Annotated in this window: 21 protein-coding genes and 1 pseudogene; 8 read left to right on the forward strand and 14 right to left on the reverse strand. The window is 70.8% G+C overall.

The annotated features are described in order from the left end of the window. Positions 1–100: 100 nt before the first annotated feature. On the reverse strand, positions 101–391 hold the full coding sequence (locus SNOUR_RS48635) for a hypothetical protein (protein WP_067355186.1): 291 nt from the start codon (positions 389–391) through the stop codon (positions 101–103). Positions 392–720: 329 nt separating this feature from the next. Here SNOUR_RS48635 and SNOUR_RS48640 point away from each other — a divergent pair. The 3 genes and pseudogenes from SNOUR_RS48640 to SNOUR_RS35055 all read left to right on the forward strand — a co-directional run. After that, positions 721–768 (forward strand): annotated as a pseudogene (locus tag SNOUR_RS48640) (hypothetical protein); the annotation flags it as partial. A gap of 127 nt (positions 769–895) precedes the next feature. Next, positions 896–1,327, forward strand: a complete 432-nt coding sequence (locus tag SNOUR_RS35050) for a 3-hydroxyacyl-CoA dehydrogenase family protein (RefSeq protein WP_312634598.1) — start codon at positions 896–898, stop codon at positions 1,325–1,327. A 251-nt stretch (positions 1,328–1,578) separates the two neighbouring features. Next, on the forward strand, positions 1,579–2,502 hold the full coding sequence (locus SNOUR_RS35055) for a ketopantoate reductase family protein (RefSeq protein WP_067355187.1): 924 nt from the start codon (positions 1,579–1,581) through the stop codon (positions 2,500–2,502). A gap of 121 nt (positions 2,503–2,623) precedes the next feature. On the opposite strand, the gene SNOUR_RS35060 is transcribed toward SNOUR_RS35055, so the two are convergent. Further along, on the reverse strand, positions 2,624–3,799 hold the full coding sequence (locus tag SNOUR_RS35060) for an MFS transporter (protein ID WP_312634603.1): 1,176 nt from the start codon (positions 3,797–3,799) through the stop codon (positions 2,624–2,626). Positions 3,800–3,904: 105 nt separating this feature from the next. Here SNOUR_RS35060 and SNOUR_RS35065 point away from each other — a divergent pair, with 105 nt between their 5' ends. After that, positions 3,905–4,264, forward strand: a complete 360-nt coding sequence (locus tag SNOUR_RS35065; protein WP_067359036.1) for an ArsR/SmtB family transcription factor — start codon at positions 3,905–3,907, stop codon at positions 4,262–4,264. 7 nt (positions 4,265–4,271) lie between these two features. Here SNOUR_RS35065 and SNOUR_RS35070 read toward each other — a convergent pair whose 3' ends face one another. From SNOUR_RS35070 to SNOUR_RS35080, 3 genes are all read right to left on the reverse strand, one after another. Next, on the reverse strand, positions 4,272–5,141 hold the full coding sequence (locus SNOUR_RS35070; protein ID WP_067355190.1) for an SDR family oxidoreductase: 870 nt from the start codon (positions 5,139–5,141) through the stop codon (positions 4,272–4,274). 289 nt (positions 5,142–5,430) lie between these two features. After that, on the reverse strand, positions 5,431–6,582 hold the full coding sequence (locus SNOUR_RS35075; RefSeq protein ID WP_099055746.1) for a bile acid:sodium symporter family protein: 1,152 nt from the start codon (positions 6,580–6,582) through the stop codon (positions 5,431–5,433). A gap of 179 nt (positions 6,583–6,761) precedes the next feature. Next, positions 6,762–7,625, reverse strand: a complete 864-nt coding sequence (locus SNOUR_RS35080) for an isocitrate lyase/PEP mutase family protein (RefSeq protein ID WP_039638656.1) — start codon at positions 7,623–7,625, stop codon at positions 6,762–6,764. Positions 7,626–8,291: 666 nt separating this feature from the next. Between SNOUR_RS35080 and SNOUR_RS35085 the strand changes: the two genes are divergently transcribed. Next, positions 8,292–8,948 (forward strand): hypothetical protein, encoded by a 657-nt coding sequence (locus SNOUR_RS35085; RefSeq protein ID WP_067355191.1) that lies wholly within the window; start codon positions 8,292–8,294, stop codon positions 8,946–8,948. A gap of 191 nt (positions 8,949–9,139) precedes the next feature. Here SNOUR_RS35085 and SNOUR_RS35090 read toward each other — a convergent pair whose 3' ends face one another. Genes SNOUR_RS35090 through SNOUR_RS35105 form a run of 4 tightly spaced genes read right to left on the reverse strand, consistent with a single transcriptional unit; the run spans position 9,140 to position 14,217 of the window. After that, on the reverse strand, positions 9,140–10,210 hold the full coding sequence (locus SNOUR_RS35090; protein ID WP_067355193.1) for an NlpC/P60 family protein: 1,071 nt from the start codon (positions 10,208–10,210) through the stop codon (positions 9,140–9,142). A gap of 20 nt (positions 10,211–10,230) precedes the next feature. Beyond that, on the reverse strand, positions 10,231–10,713 hold the full coding sequence (locus SNOUR_RS35095; RefSeq protein ID WP_067355194.1) for a poly-gamma-glutamate biosynthesis protein PgsC/CapC: 483 nt from the start codon (positions 10,711–10,713) through the stop codon (positions 10,231–10,233). Continuing rightward, positions 10,710–12,029: a poly-gamma-glutamate synthase PgsB gene (pgsB, locus tag SNOUR_RS35100; RefSeq protein WP_079143067.1), complete on the reverse strand. Its 1,320-nt coding sequence runs from the start codon at positions 12,027–12,029 to the stop codon at positions 10,710–10,712. The genes SNOUR_RS35095 and pgsB overlap by 4 nt, the downstream gene beginning before the upstream one ends. Positions 12,030–12,033: 4 nt before the next feature. Further along, entirely contained in the window at positions 12,034–14,217 is a 2,184-nt protein-coding gene (locus tag SNOUR_RS35105; RefSeq protein WP_067355196.1) for a HAMP domain-containing protein, read from the reverse strand. A 273-nt stretch (positions 14,218–14,490) separates the two neighbouring features. Between SNOUR_RS35105 and SNOUR_RS35110 the strand changes: the two genes are divergently transcribed. Next, complete coding sequence (locus SNOUR_RS35110) at positions 14,491–15,504, forward strand: hypothetical protein (protein ID WP_067355197.1); 1,014 nt, start codon at positions 14,491–14,493, stop codon at positions 15,502–15,504. A 186-nt stretch (positions 15,505–15,690) separates the two neighbouring features. Here SNOUR_RS35110 and SNOUR_RS35115 read toward each other — a convergent pair whose 3' ends face one another. Beyond that, on the reverse strand, positions 15,691–16,158 hold the full coding sequence (locus SNOUR_RS35115; RefSeq protein ID WP_312634624.1) for a YfbM family protein: 468 nt from the start codon (positions 16,156–16,158) through the stop codon (positions 15,691–15,693). Positions 16,159–16,464: 306 nt separating this feature from the next. On the opposite strand from SNOUR_RS35115, the gene SNOUR_RS35120 reads away from it, so the two are divergent. Next, positions 16,465–17,181: a hypothetical protein gene (locus SNOUR_RS35120; RefSeq protein WP_174717927.1), complete on the forward strand. Its 717-nt coding sequence runs from the start codon at positions 16,465–16,467 to the stop codon at positions 17,179–17,181. On the opposite strand, the gene SNOUR_RS35125 is transcribed toward SNOUR_RS35120, so the two are convergent. Further along, positions 17,178–18,131, reverse strand: coding sequence for an IS481 family transposase (locus SNOUR_RS35125; RefSeq protein ID WP_067359039.1), 954 nt, complete (start codon positions 18,129–18,131; stop codon positions 17,178–17,180). The two genes, SNOUR_RS35120 and SNOUR_RS35125, sit on opposite strands and share 4 nt — an antisense overlap. A 210-nt stretch (positions 18,132–18,341) precedes the next feature. Beyond that, the gene (locus SNOUR_RS35130) at positions 18,342–18,920 is read right to left on the reverse strand and encodes a methyltransferase family protein (RefSeq protein WP_067355199.1); all 579 of its coding nucleotides are present in this window, start codon (positions 18,918–18,920) and stop codon (positions 18,342–18,344) included. 440 nt (positions 18,921–19,360) lie between these two features. On the opposite strand from SNOUR_RS35130, the gene SNOUR_RS35135 reads away from it, so the two are divergent. Continuing rightward, on the forward strand, positions 19,361–19,570 hold the full coding sequence (locus SNOUR_RS35135) for a hypothetical protein (protein ID WP_067355202.1): 210 nt from the start codon (positions 19,361–19,363) through the stop codon (positions 19,568–19,570). A 232-nt stretch (positions 19,571–19,802) separates the two neighbouring features. On the opposite strand, the gene SNOUR_RS46550 is transcribed toward SNOUR_RS35135, so the two are convergent. Then, complete coding sequence (locus SNOUR_RS46550) at positions 19,803–20,216, reverse strand: hypothetical protein (RefSeq protein WP_159425972.1); 414 nt, start codon at positions 20,214–20,216, stop codon at positions 19,803–19,805. After that, positions 20,176–22,155, reverse strand: coding sequence for a hypothetical protein (locus SNOUR_RS47545; protein WP_067355206.1), 1,980 nt, complete (start codon positions 22,153–22,155; stop codon positions 20,176–20,178). The genes SNOUR_RS46550 and SNOUR_RS47545 overlap by 41 nt, the downstream gene beginning before the upstream one ends. Between the last annotated feature and the right edge of the window lie 363 nt (positions 22,156–22,518).

Here is a 22,518-nt window from a genome sequence, read left to right on the forward strand (position 1 = left end):
CGGCGCCGCACGGCCGGCCGGCTCGCCCCGGCACCGTGCCGGCACCGTGCGGGATGTCAACTTCCCATATGGTGAGGGCCGTTGAGCTCCCGGGTGTGGATCAGGCGTCGGACACCAGGAGTCGGTACCCGACGTCGATGGTGTCGAGGGTGAGGAGTTCGGCGTAGCGGGTGTGCCAGCGGCCGGTCGTCAGGTCGTCCGCGAGTCGGGTCAGGCCGGGCGCGAGGGCCACCGCCCCGGCCTGACCCGCGAACCCGTCACGGGACAACTGGGCATGCGCGCGGCGCACATCGCGCACCTGCGCCTCGACGGGGTCCGGGTCCCCCGCGACAACGTCGTCGCGCGCCCCGGGCCCGGCCTGTCGCACGTCGTGGCCACCGCCCTCGACCACGGGCGCTTCACCGTCGCCTGGGGCTGCGTCGGCATGGCCGAGACCTGCCTGGAATGTCGCGCGGGGTCGGCCCCGCCTTCATCGGCCACGTGGTCCGCGAGACGCTCGCCGCCGGGCGCCGCCCCGCCGCGGAGTTCGTCCCCACCGACGTGAACCGCGTGATGCCGGTGAACCTCCGGTTCGGCGGTTTCGAGGTGGCCGAGCGGACGGCGGGGCGGCTCCTGCTGCACTACGCGGCGCCGGAGCCGCCGGCCGCTGAGGACGGTCCGGTGCGGGTCGTCGCGGAGCGGGCCCGGCGCCGCACGGTGGGCGTCGTCGGCGCGGGCACCATGGGCATCGGGATCGCGCTGTGCGCCTCCGAGGCGGGCTTCGACGTGGTGGTCGTGGACCGCGCCCCGGAGGCGCTGGCGGCCGGCCCGCGGCGGATGCGCGAGGACGTCCGCCTGATTTGCCTGCTGCGCGGCCCCCGCCCGCCGCCCCGGCCACGTCATCGGTACGCACGTCATGAACCCGGCGCACCTCAAGGACACCGTCGAGGTGATCAGGGGCGCCGGCACCGGCGAGGACACCCTCCGCCGGACCCTGGACCTGCTCACCGCCCTGGGCAAGAAGGCGATCGTGGTGCGGGACGCCCCCGGCTTCGTCTCCCACCGGGTGCTGATGGCCACGATCAACGACGCGGCGACCGTCCTTGAGGAGGGCACGGCCGACGCCGAGACCGTGGACCGTGTCTTCCAGGAGTGCTTCGGGCACGCCATGGGACCCCTGCGCACCGCGGACCTGATCGGACTCGACACCGTGCCGGATTCCCTGCACGTGCTGCTCGAATGTCCGGCGGACCGGCGCTACACGCCCCGTGCGCTGCTCACGGACCTGGTGCAGCAGGGCCACGTGGGAAGGAAGGGCGGCCGCGGGTTCCATTCCTATCTGCGGTGAGCTGCACTCCTGACGGCGGGGCAGGAACACCCGCAGGCCGTCGAACACGACCTGCGGGGCCCGCTGTTCCCAAGGAATCCCTTGGGAACGGGCAAGCAATCCCGAGGATTGACGCCCTTTCGCTCCTCATCGATGATCGTTCCGGGCCCAGGGCGGCAACCCGTCGCGCCCCTCCTGCCGCGTCCGGACCGGTGGAGGCGGCCGACGGGTGCCGACCCGCAGGGGCCCACCAGCTGAGAGGAGCCCCACCCATGTCGGACACCCGTCCGCTCACCGGCGTCCCCGCCCCGCCCCCGTCCCGCTCGACCGTGGCCGTACTCGGCCCCGGAGGAGTCGGTGGACTCCTCGCCGCGCTGCTCGCCCGCGCCGGACACCGGGTGATCTGCCTCGCCGGCGACGAGACCGCACACACCCTGCAGCACGGCGGAATCCGGGTGCACAGTGGGCAGTTCGGCGACTTCACCGTCCCGGTCGAGGCGGACACCCTCCTGCGCGTACCGGTCGACCTGTGCCTGATGTCGGTCAAGCACACCGCGCTCGACACGGCGCTCGACCGCGTGCCACCCGGTCTCCTCGACGGCGGCCTCGTACTGCCCCTGCTCAACGGCATCGAGCACCTGGACACCCTGCGGGCACGCCACGGCGCGCGGCGGGTGGTGCCGGCCGTGATCCGCGTCGAGTCGACCCGCACCGCGCCGGGAGTAATCGTGCACGGCAGTCCGTTCGTCGAGATCGACGTGGCCGGTGCGCCGGACCGTCTCGCCCCGCTCGCCGCGCTGCTCACGGCCGCCGGCGTGGACACCCGGGTGATGCCCGAAGAGAACGCCGTCCTGTGGGCCAAACTCGCCTTCCTGGCTCCCTTCGCCCTCCTCACCACCCGCTACCGCCTGCCGATCGGCGACGTCCGGTCCGAGCGGCGCGCGGAGTTGGCGGCGCTGGTCGAGGAGACCGCCGCGGTGAGCCGGTCCTGCGGCGGGCCGGGGGATGCCGCTCAACTCCTGGCGCGCTACGACACCTTTCCGGCAGGCAGCAAGTCGTCCATGCAACGCGACGCGGAGGCGGGCCGCCCGCTGGAACTCGACGCGATCGGGGGCGCCGTGCTGCGCGCGGCAGAGCGACACGGGATTCCCGTACCGCTCCTGGAGCGCCTGGTGACGGAACTGTCGGCCGGCTGAGCGGCGGCGTTCGGGCGGTCTGGCGGTCCGCCGGAACGTGACGGCCCCCGGAGACCGTCGAACACGATCTGCGCGGGCGTGCTGCGCCGGGTGACCGTGACGGGTCACGATCACCCGGGCGTCATGCCTCGTTCGGGGTGAGCTCGGTCTGTTGGGCCGGTGCGGGTGCGGGCTCCTTCGCCGCCCTGCGCTCGGGCGCGGTGAGCAGCGCGAAGCCCGCCACCAGCGCGGCGATGACGGCGGAGGCCGGCGCCAGCCAGAGCACACCGGCGACGGAGAGCACCGCACCGCCGATGCCGGCGCCGAGCGCGGTGCCGACGTAGTTCATCGACCCGTTCAGGCTCAGGGCGACGGTGGCCACGTCGCCACCCGCGACGAAGACCCGGCTCTGCTGCGGGATGAACAGTGCGGAACCCATCAGGCCGAGGATGAACAGTGCCACCAGGGTGGGCACGAACCAGTGCTGGACCACGGCCAGCAGGGCCGATCCGAGGGTGACGATGCCCAGCCCGGTGGTGAGCACGGTCAGCGAGGAGAACCGGTCCGCGAACTTGCCGACCAGCCGATTGCCCAGGAAGAAGCCCGCGCCGTAGACCAACAGCGCGCCCAGGATCGCGTTGCTGCTGCCCGAGGTGCTGACCCCGACGATGGCCGCGGAGTAGGAGGAGATCAGGAACGTGGGCGCGAGCACCAGGGCGCTCACCGCGAGGAGGATGAGGATGCGCGGGTTCACGAGCACCGCGAGCCGCTCCCGCATCGTCGTCGCGGGCAGCGTCATCGACGGCATGGCGATGCCCGCGAGCACCGCGGCCAGCGCTGCCAACACGACGATCGTCCACAGGGTGCCGCGCCAGCCCCACATCTGACCGATCAGCAGCCCGAAGGGCACGCCGAGGACCGCGGCGAGGCTGGGCCCCGCACCGATCACCGCGAAGGCCCGGGCCCGCTGTTCGGGCGGGGCCAACACCCCGGCGACGGCGAAGGCGTTGGCCTGGAACGCGGCTGCGCCCAGCGCGGCGACGACCCGGCCCACCAGCACGACCGCGTAGGTCGGCCCCGCGGCCTGGAGCACCATGCCGACCAGGAAGGCGATCATGCCCGCACCGATGACGAGGCGCCGGTCCATCCGGCCCGTCAGCGTGGCGATGACGGGCGAGCCGATCGCGTAGGCGACGGCGAAGGCGGTGGTGAGCTGACCGGCGGTGGAGGTGCTCACCACCAGGTCCTTGGAGATGTCGGGGAGCAGTCCCGGCAACACGAATCCGTCGACACCGAGCACGAACGTGCCGATGGCCAAGATGACTAACCGCCAGGTCGGCGATGAATTCGATGATTGTGGAATCGTCATATCGTGGAAGGTAGTCTATGATTCGATGACGGTCAAAGAATGGAGGGTCTGCGGATGCCACGCACACTGCCCGAGCCGTCCGTCGACTCGTTCGACCTGACGGTCATCCTGAGCGCGCTCGCCGACCCCGGGAGGCGCACGCTGATGCGGGCGCTCTACGACTCCGTCGACCCGATCGACTGCGCGATCCTGGTGGCACGGGTGGACCTGGGCCTGAGCAACCCGACCATCTCCCACCACTACCGGGTGCTGCGGGAGGCGGGCCTGACGAGAACGGTCGCCGACGGCCGCAAGCGGGTGGTCCGCGTCCGCCGCGACGACATGGAGCACCGCTTCCCCGGCCTGCTGCAGGCGATCCTCGGGGCCCCCGAGCGCGACGGGGGCCAAGCCGAGGCCCGGGAAGAGCGGGTGTGAGCGCCGGTCATTCGGCGGACGCGGCACCCAGCCATTTCCGTGTGGTGGACACCACCGTCGAACCGTCGAGGTCGGCCAACTTCCCGGCCACGAACTCCTTCGCGAACTGCGAGGTCTGGATTCGGAACGGCGGCGCCGGGTCGGCCAGCACGTCCAGCACGGTCGCCGCGACCTCCTCCGGGGTCTGTGCCGACGCGAGCATCGCGGGGGTGTACTCCAGGTAGTTGCCGAACGCGGGCGTGTAAGGGCCCGCCGAGGCCAGCATGGCGGGGCGGTCCAGATCGATGTTGTCCACGAACGACGACGACACTGGGCCGGGCTCGACGATGGACACCGCCACCCCCACCGTGTCGGCCACCGGTGCCAGGCTCTCCAAGTACGCCTCGACCGCGGCCTTGGCGGCGCAGTAGGTCTCGTTGAACGGCTGGCCGACGATCCCGCCGATGCTGCCGATCGTGACCAACCGCCCCCGGCTGGCCCGAAGATGGGGCAGGGCGGCCCGGGTGACCGCGATCGTGCCGAAGAAGTTCGTCTCGAAGGCGGCGCGGACCTGGTCCATCGTCAGCAGTTCCAACGTCCCGACGCTGCCCGCGCCCGCATTGTTCACCACCGCGTCCAACTGGCCGTACGCCGCCGCCACCTCCGCCACGGTCTCGGTGAGGGAGGTCTCTTCGGTGATGTCCAGGCGACGGATGTCGAGTGTGACCCCGGCCTGGTCGGCGGCCGTCCGCAACGCGCCGGCGCGATCGGGGTCGCGCAGCGTCGCGACGACGGTGTAGCCCGCCCGGGCCGCTGCGATCGCGGAGGCCAGTCCGATCCCGGACGACGTCCCGGTGATCAGTACGACTCCGCGCGCCGACCCAGCCTTCTCAACCATGTCTTCTCGCCCTCACTGTGACACCGCGCAGCTGCTGCACGCCCATCGGGACCGATGAAAGAAATCAAGAGAAAAGTGCGCGACCGACGTTAACGAAGGGCGCCGAGGCCCTGACACCCCAGAATCTGCGGCCCGTTGCCCCGTGCACCGGCGGGAGAATAGGGGTGCTTCCGGGGTTGACCACGTCTCGACTCTCCTGTCCGCGTCCGTGCGCCTGCCGACGGCGGCGCACGGACGCGGACAGGACGCAGCGGCCGGCAGGGCGTGCTGCCCCGCTGACCCGACCCACCTAAGGTCTGTCCGATGGGGCGAGCCCCCGGCGACCACTCCGTTTCGCTGACGTTCCCTCATGGGCCTTGCCGGCGACCGTGGTTGCTGTGGTTGCAGGAACGGCTGAGGCGGCCGTTTCCGGTGCGGTGGTGGCGGGCGGTGGGGGCTGCCAGCGGCGGGCCAAGTAGGCGCAGAGCACCAGTTGGAGGGTGTGGTAGAGCATCAGCGGGAGCACCGTGATCCCGATGCGGTCCGGTGGGAAGAGCACGGTGGCCATCGGCAGGCCGCTCGCCAGGCTCTTGTTGGAACCGCAGAAGACGGCGGTGACCCGGTCGGTGCGGGGCAGGCGGATCAGCCGCGCGGTGCCGTCGGCCAGGAACAGGACCAGGCCGAGCAGCGCCAGGCAGATCGCGGCCAGCAGGAGCAGTCGCGGCGGCGGGACGCGGTGCCAGATTCCCGTGGTCATCCCGTGGCTGAAGGCGGAGTAGACCACGAGCAGGATCGAGCCGCGGTCGCACAGGGTGGTCAGTGCCCGGTGGCGGCTCAGCCAGTCGGCGATCCAGCGGCGCAGTGCCTGTCCGGCGAGGAAGGGCATGAGGAGTTGGAGTGCGATGTCGACGATCCGGTCGGGGGTGATGGCGAGGGCGCCCGGCCCGGGGCCGCTTCCGGTGTGACTGATGAGGGTGACGGCCAGCAGCGGGGTGAGGACCACGCCGAGGACGGTGGAGAACGACGCCGAACAGATCGCGGCGGCCACGTTGCCGCGGGCCATCGAGGTGAAGGCGATGGCGGACTGGACGGTGGAGGGCAGCACCGTCAAGAAGAGGACACCGGCGGCCAGTTCGGAGCTGAGCACGGTCTCCGGCAACAGTCCGACCGCCAGTCCGGCCGCCGGGAACACCAGGAAGGTGAGGGCGAGGACGGGGAGGTGCAGCCGCCAGTGCCGTACGCCGTCCAGGGCCGCTCGGGGGGAGAGTCGGGCGCCGTAGAGGAAGAAGAGCAGACCGACCGCCAGGCGGGCGGTGAGCGAGACGCCCTCGGCGGCGGCCCCGTCGGCCGGGGCGACGGCGGCCAGGCCGATGACGCAGAAGAGCGCGACGATGTACCAGTCGACGCGGCGCAGCAGGCCGCGCGGGACCGGGGCGGTGGTTCCGGGGGAATGGTGCGGCACGGTTTCCTCCGGGGGACGGCAGCGGTGCGCTGTGGGCAGGGCAGGGCAGAGTAGAGCGGGAGTAGCGGACAGGGGGCCGCGCCGGGCGGTCGGTCGGGGTGCCGGCGCGGCCCCGCTGTCCGGGCCTCAGGGCGCGTGCGGGACGGTGCCCGGGCCGGTGTCGGTGCGTCCGAGGGGCGTCAGTGCGTGGCCTCGGCCGGGGCCCGGTCGTGGTGGCGGCTGATGTTCTGCTCCAGCAGTGTCAGGCACTCGCTGACGCCGACGGCACCCGGAACGTGTTCCGGCAGCCGCCCGTCGGCCTGTTTCAGTTCGGCCAGTGCCTGGTCGATGGCGGTCTGGGCGGCGAAGAGGCAGGGCGTGCTGTAGATCGCGACGTCGACGCCGAGCTGCTGCAGCTCGGTCAGCGACAGCCGGGGCGACTTGCCGCCCGCGATCTGGTTGAACAGCAGCGGCTTGTCGCCGATGACGCGGCGCACCTTGTGGATCCAGTCGACGCTGCGCACGCCGTCCACGAGGATCACATCGGCATCGGTCGCGGCCAGGGCCTTGGCCCGGCGCAGGATCTCCTCTTCTTCGGTGGCGTCGGTGCGGGCGACGACGACCAGGTCCCGGCGGGAGCGGAGGACCAGGTCGAGCTTGGCGAGGTACTCCTCCAGCGGCAGCACCTGTTTGCCGTCGACGTGGCCGCAACGCCGCGGACGCTGCTGGTCCTCCAGGATCACCCCGGAGGCGCCGATGGCCTCCAACTGCTGGACGACATGGCACGCGGTCTCCGGATCGACGTAGCCGTCGTCGATGTCGACCAGCAGATGCTGTTGCGGAAAGGCCATCCGGAGCCGCTGTACGAAGGCGACGATGTCGGGCCAGGCGATGAAGCCGATGTCCGGCAGGCCGTAGTGGGACGCCGCGAAGCCGAAGCCGGAGACGAACATCCCGTCGTAGTGGCGCGCCGCCAGGGACGCGGAGAACATGTCGAAGACGCCGATCAGCGGGGTGGTGCCATCCGCCTGGATCGCGGCTCTTAATCGGTTGGGGTGGTTCACGGTACCCTCCGATGCGTGGTCGCGTGGACTGCGCGTCGCGGCCGACCCGTTGCCTGCCAAAGCGGTGGTCGGTGCGATGCGTTCACGGGCCGAACCAACCGGGGGCACGCCGATCTGGCGTGCCCCCGGTTTTGTTATGCCTGAACTGGCCCGTTCGGTGAGCGGCGTTGCGCCCTCCGTGTCAGAAGGCTAGGAAAAGGATTGGTAATGGCGCAACCATGAATTGGTAATGACCGCTGATGGGCATCGCTTTTGAGCCGTTCGGTGGGCGGCTCTCCGGCGGCCCGGCAGGCCCCTTGGGGCAACGGCGGCGACGGTGTGGCGGACGGTGAATGCCAGGGAAACCCAGCGACTGTCGGGGGCTGTCGACAGATGGCCTTTCCGCAGGTGGGGCCGTCGAGTTGGGGTCGTGCCACGCCATCGGCATCGGGTTCGCGGCCGCTTCGGTGACGACCCGTCGGAAGACCGTGGGTGCAGGGGCATTACGGCGGATGACTTCACCGGCCCCGGTGTGCGACCTACGGCCGATGTCATGCGGTGTCTGGAGGGTGAGGCGAGGGCGCTGCAGTTGCGACCGCAGGTGGATGAGTGGAAAGGCGTCCTTCGTGAACGATGGTTCTGCCGCGGTGCACTTGCCCAAAGCGCCTCAACTCCCAGGAGAATTCCATGCGTTCTTCGCCCTACCGCAAGATGGCAGCAACATTGGCGGCACTCGCCGTGCTGGGCACCGTGGCCACGGCGTCGGTCGCGTCGGCCGACGACAGCGGCAAGAGGCCGCGGTCAGGACCCGCCTACGCGAAGGTGACCGGCAGCGCCGAGTTCGCGCTGCCGTACGTCAAGGACGACGACATCCGTTCGTTCACCTTCGACGCGTCCGCCGCGCCCTACAGCAGACCGCTTCCAGGCATCCCCACCGGCCTGCCCACCGACGCCCGCGGCACGGTGAAGATCTCCCACTACTCGGCCCAACGCCATGTCACCTACACCTCGGAGGGACGGGTGGACTGCCTGGTCACCGGCCCGCACACCGCGACCCTGACCGCCGTCATCACCAAGGTCAGCCCCGGTGGACCGCCCTGGGTGGGCAAGCGGATGGGGTTCAGCGTCTACGACGGCGGCAAGGACAACGCCGGCAGGGACCACGGTGGCTCCCGTGACCGGGTGGGATTCTCGTGGAACGGTGTGAACCTGCTGCCGGGCGGCACCGCCACGGCGCCGGAGGCCGAGGTCGGCACCTGTATGGCGCCGGCGCCCTACGCCCCGGTCACCAAGGGGGGATACACCGTTCAGCACGCCGACCTGCTGCCGCCGCCCCAGGGCTGACACCCGAGGCCGTCATCAGGCTACGCATTGCGCAGCACGAGTGGATCGTGCGCTCACGACAGCCGGTGGTGTGACACGCGATGCTGATCGTTGTCCCTCCCGGTGCGCGGCCCGCCCGGTCCTGACCCGCTACGGGGGTGTGGGGCAGGACCGGGGCCGGCGGGGAGGGTTCCCGGCCGTGGGCGTGGGCTTCAGAGACGCTTTGCGTTGCGGAGCAACTGGGCGTAGAAGCCGTTGCCGTCGAGTCGGGACACGCCGCCCGTGTCGCCGATGGTCGGGCCGTTGACCTCCTTGCGGCTGGAGATGAAGACCTTGTGGCCCTCGGTGTCGGGGCCCAGGTACAGGCCGACGTGGTCCAGGCGCTCGCCGGTGTGCCGATCCATTTTGAAGAACACCAGGTCGCCCGGCTGCAGCACGTCGATGTTCTGCGGGCGTGCGTACCAGGGGCCAGGGCCGGACAGCGGGATGACGTCGGTGCCCAGGTGGGAGCGGCCCATGCCGTTCGCGGTGCGGGGGAGGCCGTCGCCCCTGCCGTCGACGGGGGCGAGCGGGTAGCGGGCCCGGTAGCCGAAGACCAGCCGCATATAGCCGGAGCAGTCCACGGCGCGGTAGCGGGCCGGTTCGGGGCGCTTGGCGGTGCCGTCGCGGAAGGTGTAGGGGATGCCCAGGTAGTCGAAGAAGTCCGACTGTTCGAGCAGCGGCGTGCCGCGGTGCCTGGTCAGGTCGGGGTTGACCGGGCCGAACTTGGCGTCGCCGGCGTACGGGATGCCCTGCGGGTCCTTCTTGACGGGTGCCCCGGCGACGTACTGGAAGGCGACGGCGAAGAGATCGTCCTCCTGGCTGCCCCGGTACTTCCGGAACCAGTCCTGGAACCAGCGTTCCTCCTCGGCCCCGGCACGCCACGCCCGGGGCATCAGACGCACCCAGTCCTCGGTGACCACGCGGGTCGCGGTGTTCGCGGATTCGTCGAAGGTGCGCGACGGGCCCTTGAGCGTGGCGGTTCGGGACCGGTCGGTGAAGGTGGCCAGGACCTGGCCGCCCTCGCCGCGCAGCACGCTGCGGTCGGGGTTCTTCAGGCGCTCCCAGGTCTGCCCCCGCTGCCGGTCGGTGGCCGGGCCGGTGAGCGGGGTGTCGGTGACTGCCTGGGCCCGGGGCGCCTTGTCCTGTGTGTCCCTGCGCAGTTCCACGGTGAGGTAGGCACTGCCGGCCACGAGGGAGAGGACGGTCAGGGCGTGCAGCAGGGGGCGCTTCTTGAGGGGCATGCGGTGGGGCTCCCGGGCGATCAGGCGGACGGCATGACGCCGAGGAGGATCCCGGCGGTGAGGACGACATAGGCCATGAGCGTCACCGAGCCCGTGGCCAGCAGGGTCGGGCCCTTGGGCTGGCGCACCAACTGGTAGGCGATCAGGCCCGGCACGATGAAGCCGAGGGTCTGGTTCGCGTACATCAGCGGGAACTCCAGGGAGAGCACGATCATCACGGTGGCCTGGAGGGTGACGCCGAGCAGCACGACCGCGGCGAACAGCCGCTTGCCGTAGAGGATCACGTACCGCTGCATCAGGAGCGTGCCGAGGTAGGTGAGGGCGGTGACGCCGAGCACCATCGCGGCGCGCTGGAGGTCCTCGACGAGGGTCAGGGCCAGCCAGCCCGGGGTGATCATGCCGCCGGGGGAGAGGTTGGTCGTGAGATAGCAGATCAGGGAGAAGAGCAGCCCGATCGCGATGCCGATCGCGGCGATCTCGGGGGTGAGGACGGAGGGGATCAACGGTGCTGTTCTCCTAGGGTGTGCCACTCCTCGCGCGCCTGGGGACGGCGCTGGTCGGGGGCGAGGTGCGGTGTGTACAGCGGCGTGGTGCCGTCGTGCGGGGTGGTGATCCCGCCGGTGTGGTCGGCGGGGCCCTCGTCCGGCGCGAGCCGCGCGAGGTGCTCCAGGAGCAGTTCGCCCTGGCCGTGGATGTTGCCGATGGCGACGAGTGAGGAGTCGGGGCCGAGCCGGTCCAGCAACTGCCCCATGAACTCCTCCGGATCGCGCCGGTCCCCGCCGAGGTCCACGGCCCGGTCCCGGAAGGCGGCAGGGATCGCGTCGATGGCGGACTTGGCCGGGTGGCCGATGACGAAGACCTGCTCCGGGTCGAGTTCGGGGATCAACTCGCCCATCTGGCCGTTGCGTTCGACGCGGTCCGGGCGGCAGTTGACGACCACGTGGAGGGGGCGGTGGATGGCGCCCAGGTCGAGCAGCTGGTTGATGTTCATCAGCGTCGACTCGGGGTCGTTGGCCGCGAAGACGTTGGCGAAGCGGAGCCGCTTGCCCTCGGGTGTGCGGTACCGCTCCACGGAGAGGACGCCAGGGTCCGGCGGGGCGTCGTACATGCCCTGGAGCGCGGTGCGGCGGTCCACGCCGAGGAGTTCGGCGACGGTCAGCGCGATGGCGACGTTCTCCTTGAAGGTGAACCAGCTGAAGCCGCGCAGCTCCTCGTCGCTGACGGTGTCCGGGTCGGCGTAGACCAGCCGGCAGTTCCGCGCTTCGGCCTCCTCCTGGAGGATGCCGAAGCGGTCCTTCTCCGCCGTCACGCAGATGCCGTCCACCGGCATGGAACGGGACAGCGAACGCGCCACGTCGTCCAGGGTCGGCCCCATCTCGGCGAGGTGGTCCTCACGGACGTTGCACAGCACGCCGATCGTGGACCGGATCAGCTTGGACTGGTTGATCTCCTGCAGTGCGGGCATCACCGCCATGCACTCGATGACCAGGGCGTCCGGCCGGTAGGCGGCGGCGCGGCGCACGATGCCGATCTGCTCGACGACGTTGGCGATCCCGAACTTGCGGTAGACGGGCTCCTCGGTGGCGTCGGGGTGGATGAAGCGGGCGGCGGTGCCGGTGGTCTTGGCGACGGTGGTGAGCCGGCCGCCGCGCAGCGCGCCCGCGCACAGGCGGGTGATGGAGCTCTTGCCACGGATGCCGTTGACCAGGACGCGGGTCGGGATGCGGTCGAGGTTGGCGAAGTGCCGCCGCTGTTCGACGATTCCGGCGATCAGCAGCACGGCACCGCACACCACGAGCACGGTGTAGAGGAAAAGCACGGTGTCAGGGGGTCCTTCCGGCCGCGGCCGAGGCGCGCGGGGCTCCGTCGTGCGGGCGTTGCTGGTTCTGCAGCTGCTGGCGGATCAGTTCCAGGCTGCGGGTGACGGCGCCCACCTCGTCGTGGTGACGGGGGAAGAGCACGGTCTTGCGGTCGCCGTCCGCCAGCCGCTCGGCGTGCACCGCCAGGGCGCGCAACGGTCGGACGACGACGATGTGCAGCCAGCCCAGACAGGCGGCCGCCGCGGTGACGCCGAGCAGGCCGACCAGCACCGTGTGGTTCTGCCGGGTGTACTCGGGGATGGCGAGCGCGGCAGCGGGCTGCGAGCTGACCACCGTCCACGTCAGGTCCTGGGCCGCGCCGCCGCCCGTGAACGGCGCGGCGGCGACGATCCGCACCGTGCCGCCGTCCCGCTGCACGGCGGCCGACGCCTCCTTCTTCGCGAGCAGCGGGGCGAGGTGGTCGGGCCGTCGCTGGAAGGCCCGGTAACCGGTGTTGCTGCCGATGACCCGCCCCTCGGCGTCGACCACGCGGACCTCGCCGAGGCCCGGGCGGCCGAGGAGTCCGTTGAGGAAGTCGATGCGGAACTCGCCCACCACGGCGGTGCCGCGGCGGCCGGGGATCTCGGCGGTGGCGGTGACGACGGGCTTGGCGCCGCCGTGCCCGCTCACCTGGAACGGCTTGTCGGACGGGCCCTTGCCCGGCGTGGTGTGGGGGGCGCGGCCGGCCCTGGCGAGGACCTCGCCGTCCGGCCCGAGTACGAACAGCGACTCGTAGCGTGGGTGGTCCTGTGCCGCTCGGGCCAGGACGGTCCGCATCGCGTCGGGCGAGGTGGGCTCGCCCATCAGGTCGGCGACGGCGGCGAGGTCGGCGTGTCCCTCGTCGAGGGCCCGGCGCATCCGGTCGCCGAGTGTCGCGGTGCGCGTCTTCTGGTCGCGGACGGTCTGGGTCGGGATGCGGACGCCGTCGTCGGCCCGGTTCAGCAGCAGCATCAGCGGCACCGACCAGGCGAGCAGCAGGACCGCGCCGACGGCGAGCAGGGCGCGGGCGCCGAAGCGGTGCCGGCGCGGCGCGGGCTCCGCGGTGGACTCGGCCGGGGCGCCGCGCAGTTGGCGGCGCAGCCGTTCCAGGGCCGCGCCGATCCGTGCGGCCTCGCCGGACCGCGGCACGGTGACGGGGCGCGCCAGGTCACCGCGGGTGAGGCGGCGGCTCTCCAGGAACAGCCGGATCAGCGGGTGCTGCACGGTCGACAGCAGCAGGAGCACCGCGAGGCCGCCGATGAGCAGCAGGGCGACCGCGGCGGCCAGGCCGAAGGCCGGACCAGCGAGTTGCCCGGCCGGGGCGGCTACGCGGACCTGGGTGACGACGGTCAGGCCGAGCCCGGCGGCGCCGGCGGACTCGCCCGGGGTGGCGCCCGCCAGTGAGGCGTAGCCGGCGACGGACTGCCCACCCTCCGAGGCGCCCGCGGCGAGGTGGCCGCTGACGCCCGGGTAGCCGCCCGCGCCCGGCTGCTTGGCGCTGATCGGGTTCTGCTTCGCCCGCTCCGCGGCGGTCCGGCCGAACGAGGTGAGCCGTTCCCGGTCCGCCGCGTCCCCCAGCGCGCCGCGACTGCCGACCACGCGTCCGTCGGCGGCGACCACACCGATGGCGCGGTGCGCGCCGAGGGTGACGCCGGGCACGTTCAGGCTGCTCGCGCCGATCAGGAGTTGCTGCGGTCGTCCGTCCCAGGACAGCAGGGCGAGGGTGAGCAGCCGGGACTGGCCGTCGGGGAGGCGCACCACGCGCGGGGCGAGGCCGTCCGCGCCGTCGAGCCGGGTGCGGTCGATCGCGGCGAGCGGGACGTTCTCCCCGCGTGCGCCGAGGAGTTTGCCGGACCTGATCTCGATGACGGCGGTGCCGCGCCACTTCTGGTAGACGCTGCCGACCTTGTCCAGGACGGTGTCCGGCGACGCCGGCGGGCCCTGGTTGAACAGGGCGGCGGTCCGGGTGAGGTCGGTGCGCGACTCGTCGAGCGAGGCGCGCAGCGCGATGGCGGCGTCCTCGGCGACGTACTGCTGGGAGAGGCGCACGGCCTCCGGCACCCGGCCGTCGTCGGGCGTGCCGAGGGTGAGTGCGGTGATGCCCGCGAGGGACAGGACCAGGGCCGACAGCACGGCGATCGGTGGACGTATCCCGCCGATGAGGGACATGTCTGCTCGTCGGCGGACCTTGTGTCGTCGCTTCGGACGCGAAGCGGCCACCCCGTGCTCCTTTCACCAATCCTGAATCCGCACGTCCACCGCCCCATGCGGAGGTACGCCGGAGGTGCGCGGAAGCGCCCCGGACACGTGCGACCCGCAGAGTAAAGAAATGGTTGTGGATTTCTCAATAAAAGTGAAATTGCTCTCCGGAGCGGCGTTGTGAATCATGACAAAAAGGTGCATACAGGCGACTGGATGGCTCCCCGTATCGTTGGTGTGGCCATGACTGCGCACCGGAAGTCCCCCACGACCCTCGCCGCTTCGGCGGCCGTCCTGCTCGCCCTGCTCGCCTCGCTCGTCGCCTGCGGCGGCTCGGGCCGTACGGGCGGCTCCGCCGCGCACGACGCCGGGGCGACGACCCGGCCCGGCGATGCGGCGGAGCCGGGCGGGGCACCGCCGGTCCGGCTCGACCGCCGGATCGCCGCCTACGCCGCCGGGTTCTCCGAGCACACCGGATACCAGCAGCCCCGCCGCGACGACCGGCGGACGATGGCCGAAGCCGTCGGACTGGTCCTCGACGGCCGGCGCGACGCGGCCGCGCAACGGCTGAACAGCATCGACTACCAACTGCGCGTCGAAGTCGACGCCGCCACGCACCGCCCGTACGCGGAGATCTCCGACCGTTCGACGCGGAACCCCGCCCCCCGCGGCTGGGGCCGGGTCTACATCGACCTCTCCGTGCCGGTGCGCTGGTCGGTCCAGGTGCCGCACCCGGTCGCCGACCGGCACACCGAACTGCTCGGCGCGCGCGTGCTGCTGAACTCCCCCGGGGGCGTCCTGGTCATCGCGGGCGCACACCGTCGCGCCGGCCGCGACGGCGCGGCCGACGTCGCGCACCGCCGCGACACCGTCTTCGACGCCGTCTGCGACGAACTGGCCGCCCGCGGCTTCCCCGGCATCCAGGTGCACGGCTTCGCCGACGACTCCGCCCCGGGCTACGACGTCATCGCCTCGCCCGGCATCGGAAGCGCCGGCCGCGCCGACGGCCGGGCCCTCGCGAACGCCCTGACCGACGACGCCTTCCAGGTGTGCCGGGCCTGGCTCCGCTCCTGCCCGCTGGAAGGCACCGAGAACGTCCAGGGCCGTGCGGCGGCCGACCGCCATATCCCGTTCCTGCACGTCGAGTTCGCCAACTCCGTCCGTACGGACAACCGACGGCTGGACCGCGCGGCATCCGCCGTGCAGACCCTCACCCGCGAGTGGACCCGGCACGATCCGACGACGGGACGGCGCTGACGGCGGCCCGGGGGACGCCGACGCCTGTCCGGACGAGGCCGACGACGGTCCGGACGACCACCTCTACCTGGCCGATGCGCAGACCTTCGCCTCCGCCGACCTGCCGCTCCTCGGCATCGACATCCACATGGACGAGGACGCGGACCCTCGACGGTCGACGCCTCGCTCCATGTCCGACTCGGTCCGTCAGAAGCTGAAGCTCATCAGCGCCGCGGACGTCGAGCGGGCCGTGGCCTCGAAGAAGCTCACCAACGTCTCGTAGGCCCCCTTCAGATACTCGGGTTCGTCCTCGTCCTCGGGATCCCAGATGTCGGGGTACACCTCTTCCTCGGTCATCCGAACCGGGTCGTAATGGGTGACCAGCCGCTCCCACGGCAGCGCCCGCAGCCTCCTCGCCGTGTCCCGGACGCTCTCGACGTCCCAGGTGAACAGTGAGCCTTCGTCGTCTATCGGGTTACCGTCCATCAGGAACTCAAGGGGCTCGTCGGCCTCGCCGAGCAGGAACTCCAGGCCGGCCCATGCCTTGTCGAGGTACGCCTCGGGGTTGTCCGGCCGGAGCTCGTCGATCTTCCAGAGGAGATCCCGCGCCCACTCGGGGTCCTGCTCCGCCCTGTCCAGCTCCTCCGGCGTCACGCACGTGAACGAGATGACCATGCCCATGAAGGCAGCCCCCATCATCGAGTCGAGATCGATCCATCGCTACGACGAACGAGTGTTCCAGGCCCCACTGACAGTCCGCGCCGACGGCCCGCACGGGGATGTGGACACCGGGGCGAGGCGGGCATCGCATCGCGTGCGTGCCGTCGCGTGGCCCGGATCAGAAGTGGTAGCAACCGGTCGGGCGTGCAACAGAATTGGTCAGTGCTGAGCATTTCAGGCGAGGCATAGGCGTGCGTCCCTACCGTGATCACGCCGTGCCCATCGGCGCGGTGTGACGGAGCGACAGACGAGGGGCGGGCTATGAAGCCACGGTTCGGCATTCTGGTGATGGTCTGTGTCATGGCATCGGGCGCGGTTGGTACGGGCACGGCCCAGGCTGCGTCCACGTCCACGTCCACGTCCACGTTCACGTTCACGTCTGCCCCTGCGCCGGCCTCGGTGCCGGCCCGTGCCGCTGTCCAGGCGGAGATCTTCGCCACCACCAACACCGACCAGATCACCGACCCGGCCGACCCGCGACTCAGGACGCGACTGATCCGATTCGACCGGGAGGTGCGGGACGTCATCCGCTCCCATCACGCCCGCACCGGCAACTCCCGGCTTCTGGACGGGGTGTTCTGGTCATCGGAGCTGAAGAAGGCGACGTACGAGCGGTCGCGTGAGTTCGACGTGAACCGTGTCTCCGCCGACGGGCTGCACCACATCGCCGGTGTGCTGGCCAAGCAGTACCACCAGGAGTCGGTACTGACCTTCCGCTACCTGCCACGGACGGCAGCCGACACCAATGCGGTCGACATCGAGGCGCCGGGAATCGACGCCCGACGCCTCCACGACGCGCTGGTGGCGGATCCGGCCGCCCGCGACCGGCTGGGCGGCGGCTCCGTCACCACCGGCGGACGGCTGGTCCTGATCGCCCCGCTCGACGACCTCCCCCTGGCCCGGAAGTTCGTCACCGGGCTCGGCGTCGACTGGGCGACGGCACGGGTGAGGTACGGGGCGGAGGAGTTCGTGAGCTAGGTGTATTGCCCTGTGAGGTTGGGGACGCGGCTGGCGGGTGGTTGGCCTGCGAGTGCGGTGTGTCCGCGGTGGTGATTGTAGGTGTGTAGCCATTGTGGGAAGGCTTCGCGTCGTTCGGTTTCCGAGCGGTAGGGGCGGGCGTAGGCCCATTCGTCGAGCAGGGTGCGGTTGAGGCGTTCGACTTTGCCGTTGGTCTGGGGTCGGTAGGGCCGGGTGCGCTTGTGGGTGATCCCGGCCGCTGCCAGCGCGTCCCGCCAGTCGTGTGAGCGGTAGCAGGAGCCGTTGTCGGTCAGGACCCGCTCGACGGTGATCCCTGCCTGGGTGAAGAACGCCTGGGCGCGTTGCCAGAAGGCGGTGGCGGTCTCTTTGCGCTCGTCGGTGTGGATCTCGCTGTAGGCGAGGCGGGAGTGGTCGTCGACGGCGGTGTGGATGTAGCTGTAGCCGGCGTTCGAGCGGGTCTTGCGGCCTGCTTGCCGGCCGAGCGCCTTGTGGCCGCCGCCGTCGGGAATGTTGCCGAGCTTCTTGATGTCCACGTGCACCAACTCTCCTGGTCGTTCACGCTCGTAGCGGCGTATCGCACGGCCGGTGGCACGGTCGAGGTGGGACAGGCGGGCCAGACCGAAGCGGGTCAGGACGCGGTGCACGGTGGACGGCACCAGGTGGAGCAGGCCCGCGATGCGGGCGGGGCCCCACCGGCGCAGGAGGCGGACCTTGATGATCCGCCGTTCGGTGCGGGTCGGGGTTCGTCCCGGGCTGCGGTGCGGGCGGCTGGAGTGGTCGGCCATGCCCGCCTGGCCGTGCTCGCGGTAGCGGTCTGCCCATCGCTGGGCCGTGGTCGGGGAGACCTGGAAACGTTCGGCTGCTCTGCGCAGGGGCCAGCCGTCCTCGACCACACAGCGGGCCAGGCGCAGGCGTCCGGTCTCGGTCAGGGGTGCATTACGGTGGGGCATGAGGGCCTTTCTGTCGGTGTAGACGTCGCAATCCACACCGAACCGGAAGGCCCTCACCCGTTCAAGATCCCCCAGCCGAGACCTGGCTCACCCGTCCACAACCTCCCCGGACAGAACAGCCTAGGGCGCTGCTGACGGCGGTCTGAAGGCGGCGGGGCATCTCCGTGATCCGCCGTTCGGTGTCCGGGCGGTGTGGGCGCTACGGGAGCGTCACCAGATGCCGGGGACGAGCCTGCGGGTCCGGGCGGCGTAGGACCTGTACTCCTCGCCCAGGGCGTCGAGCAGCATCCGCTCCTCGACGTGGATGCGGTACCCCACCGGGATCAGAGCGCACGCGGTGAGCACCAGCGCGGAGGCGACGTTGTCGGTGCGGAGTGCGAGAACCAGGCCGGCGATCAGGATGCCGGTGTAGGCGGGGTGTCGTACCCAGCGGTACGGTCCCGAGCTGACGACCCGGTGGCCGTGTTGGATGTGCACGGTGCCGCGGAAGAAGCGGCCCAGCGTGACGATGGCCCACAGGCGGAGGCCCACCGCGGCCCAGGCCACCAGAAGCACGGTGACTTCCAGGGCCGGCGCGTCCGTGGAGTAGGACAGGCCGGGCAACGCGTGCCGGAGCGGCGCCGCCAGCGCGATTCCGCCGCCGATCAGCACCGTGAAGATCAGCAGGCTGAGCCACTCGGTGCGCTCGGTTCGCGCACTGCGGGTCCGTTGCCGGATCTGGAGCAGGATCTCGGCCGCCGCCCAGACCCAGAGAGTGAGGGTGAGTGCGGTGTTGATGACGTGGTGCATCAGGGCACCTCCCGGCCGTCCAGGATCCCGTACCTCGCCACGGGATCGTGCGATGTCACCATCGCACCCGGAGCGGGTGGAGCGGCTCAACTCATGGGTGGAGAGCGGGTGGAGAGCCCCCCGCATACCGTCCCGGGCGCCGGTTTCTTCGTCCTTTATTCCCCCGAAGCGGTCCCCGTCGGGCGCGATCAGGGGGGTACCCGAGAGTAGCGGGACACGGCAGTCGTGCCCTGATGCTGTCGACCAATCCTGGGCCCTGTGTGAATTCTGCCTTCCGTTTAAAAACCTGGTGTGTGCGGTGAGTGAAGGGTGTGCCGTTTCGTTCTTCTCGACCCGCGCGAGCGTGCAATCTAAAGCATGGCGGGAGTCGTTCAAGGGGCTCCCGCTGCAGTGCGCCACGCATTGCGACTCACTTCTAGAGAAAAAGGACGCTCATCATCATGAGCAACACCTCCGGCATTGAGACCCGCGAGATAGCCGACGACGACCTCGACAACGTCGCGGGTGGTCTCTCCGTCAGCGGCTCCCTGAATGGCCTGACCGCCACGTTCGCCCCGGGCCCGAATGGCCTGCCCATCCTGACCGGCGGCTCCGTGAAGTCCCTCAGCATCACTGTCTCGGACATCCCCCTGGGCCCGATCGGTCACTGAGATACCACCCGCGGCTGAGACGCGGCTATAGCGCGGTGCTCGGCCGATGGGACCCGCAACCACCCCGGCTGGATGTGGGGTGATTCGGGGTTCTGCGTGACGTCGGCCTTCAAGACCTGATGATGGTCTTGAAGGCCGACGTTGTCATATGGGGTGGTGGTTGTTGACGGGTCTGTGCCCCTGGTGGGGCGGGCGCGTCGGGCCCGTGCTCCGCAGCCCGCCCCTGAGGCTCCTACCCCCTCTCGGCCTCGAATCTCGCGTACAGATCGCGGTCGCGCCACGAATCGGAGAACGCTTCCAGCATCGCCTCGTAGAGTCGAAGATGACTGACGTCCCTCAAGGGCGCGGAGATGCGGCGGGAAATGGCTTCCTCCACCGCGGGCCACCGCAACTCGTGCATGACGAAGGAGACCAGTTCGACGACGCCTTCCCGCATCGTATCGATCAACGAGACGAGCTCTGCCTCGAATTGCGGCTGCCAGTCGGGGTTACTTCGCAGTAACTCAAGCGCGCGCTCCAGATTCGCTTCAAGAGCCTCGACTCCGCATGAACGTTCGGCGGAATCCAGGATATCTTGAACGATGCTCTGAAAGCGTGTGAGGGGATCAGCAGTCGGGCTTTCCCCAGGCGGCGTTGTACTTCCCATCCGCATTGAGTCCGTTTCTGTTGAATGCGTCGACGGCCGCCTTCTGCGCGCGTGCCCCGTAAGGCCGGTAGTGTCCGGACTTGTTGTCGAGATAGACGACCTGGCCGCCCTTGGTCTTGAACTCGCCGGCGGCCAGCACCGGGTTGCCACGGGCGAGGTTGATATGCCCTGCCGTTCTCTTGCCGATGACGAGATCGCCGTTCTCCAGTACCACGTAGAGGTAGTTTCCGGATCGCTCCAGCGCGGTTTTCGGCGGAATCGGTTTGAACCAGTCGGGCTTGTCCTCGGGAATCAGGTTCGAGAAGGAGCCCGGGTCGTCGTCGCCGTCCTGGGCGAGGGTCCGTGCCGTGCCCGCCTGTGCGTGGTACGCGTGGAATCCGCCGGTCGAGAGGCTGGTGCTGGGGCGGAAGCCGTTGGACTTGCTGCAGCCCGTGTTGTCGCGTTCCCGCTTCACGCCGTCGACGAGCTTCTGGACCTCGACGGTGGCCAGTGCTCGGGCGGTGATCAGCCATTGGGCGTTGTAGGGGATGCGGTACTGGACCGGCCGGCCGCCGTTCGCGCGGGAACGGGCCTGGGCATCGGCCTTCTTCTGGGCCTCGACCGACGCGAAGACCGGGCCGGCGCCCGGATCGGAGCACGACAGGTTGCCGGAGACGGAGGTGCCGGCGACGGCGAACGAGCTCGGCGAGCTGGTGCAGCGGCCGGCGGACCTGCCGTCGATGCTGAAGGAGGCGGTCATGACGGCGGTGACCTGGCCGCCCGTGAGGCGGCTCTTCGCGCTGGTGGTGATCTGGCCGACGAAGCCGCTGTTGGCGGTGCACCCGCCCGAGCTGCACTTCACGGTTCCGGAGCCGTTGAGGGCCAGGGATATGCCACTGTCGGTGGCGTCGCTGAGCTCCTTGGTCTGCTTCTCCAGGTTGCTGAACATCGGCTCGACGGCATCGCCGGTGACCGGGGTCAGGTCCATGCCCTGGGAGTCGCTCCCCGCGAGCGGGCCTTCGGTGACCGTCGGGGTCCGCGGCGGCTCCTCGTGGGAATCCCGCGCCGCCATCGGCCTCATCGCCGCCGAGAGTGGTCGCGTCCCCTCGGTGGAGCCGCCGGTCGACCGCGACGGCCCGTAGGGCTCCAGGCGCAGCACGCGGTACGGCTTCTGTGCGGTGATGAGCAGTCGGCCCGCCGGCGTGTCCGCCGCGAGGGCCGCCGTGCCGTTCACCGTGGCGGGCCGCTGCTGGATCGATGCGCCGGGCGACGGTGCGTCGGCCATGTCGTCCAGGAGCCCGGAGAGCAGCATCGCCAGCACGGCCGGCGACGGTGTGCGCTTGACGACGTCGTCAGCCGAACCGGAACTGCCGTCCCCGGCGGCCCATTTGCCGGCGTCCGTGGCGCCGGACGAGTCCTGTCTGCGGGTGAAGGTCTTGCCGCCCACGTGCAGGATCGCGCGGTCGGGCCGGCTGCCGTAGCCCGTGGTGCCGTAGCGACTGCCGGAGGCGGTGACCGTGATGTCGCGTGTGCTGAGACCGGCGGAAGAGGAGTCCTTGTACTGCAGTCCGGGGGCCGCGGCCAGCACGGCCAGGGCCTGTTGGAACGGCTCCAGGTTCTGCTTGGCCGCCGGCTGGCGCGAGCCGGAGGTGGTGTTCCAGAGCAGTACTCCGGCCACCAGCGCCAGGACCAGCGCTCCGACCGAGCCGAAGAGGAGGAAACGCCCGCGCCGCCCCGACGGGAGCAGCCGCTGCGCCGGGCCGCCGCCGGTCGCCGGTTCCGAGGCCGGGGGGCCGTAGGGGAAGCCCTGTGGAGGCACGTGCGGGGCCTGCGGTGGCAGTGGAGGCCCGAAGGTGCCGGGTGGCGGGCCGAACCGGCCGGGCTCCGGCGGCCCTTCCGGGCTTCCCGGCTGCCCCTCCTGCGGTGGCCACTGGCCGTCCTGGCGTGTCGGCTCCGTCATGGATTCCCCCTAGGCCGTCGGTGTCGACGCAGCGATGCCGTCACGCCACCGGCGCTCTTAGATTCCCCAACTGCCCTGCGAGCAGCGGAGGTTCATTGTTCTGCACGGCCGGCTCGGGCACCAGATCGCCGCGCGCCGGGGAGCCTGTCCGCACCCGGCGCGGCACCCCTCTTCGCGTCCGCGATCACGAGGCCGCGGACGACGCGGCTGGTGTTGCCAGACCGCCCCCGTCGCAGATCCCGCTGCCTCCGCTGACCCCAACTCCCCGACATGTCAAGGCCATCCGCCTCGCCGCAGGGTAGGGAGTGTGAGTGAAATGGGGATGAAATCGCGGGCTGTTGGGCGTCGAGGCCGGCAGCGGCG

Origin of the sequence: Streptomyces noursei ATCC 11455 (genome assembly GCF_001704275.1) — a bacterium.
Taxonomy (GTDB): Bacteria; Actinomycetota; Actinomycetes; order Streptomycetales; family Streptomycetaceae; genus Streptomyces; species Streptomyces noursei.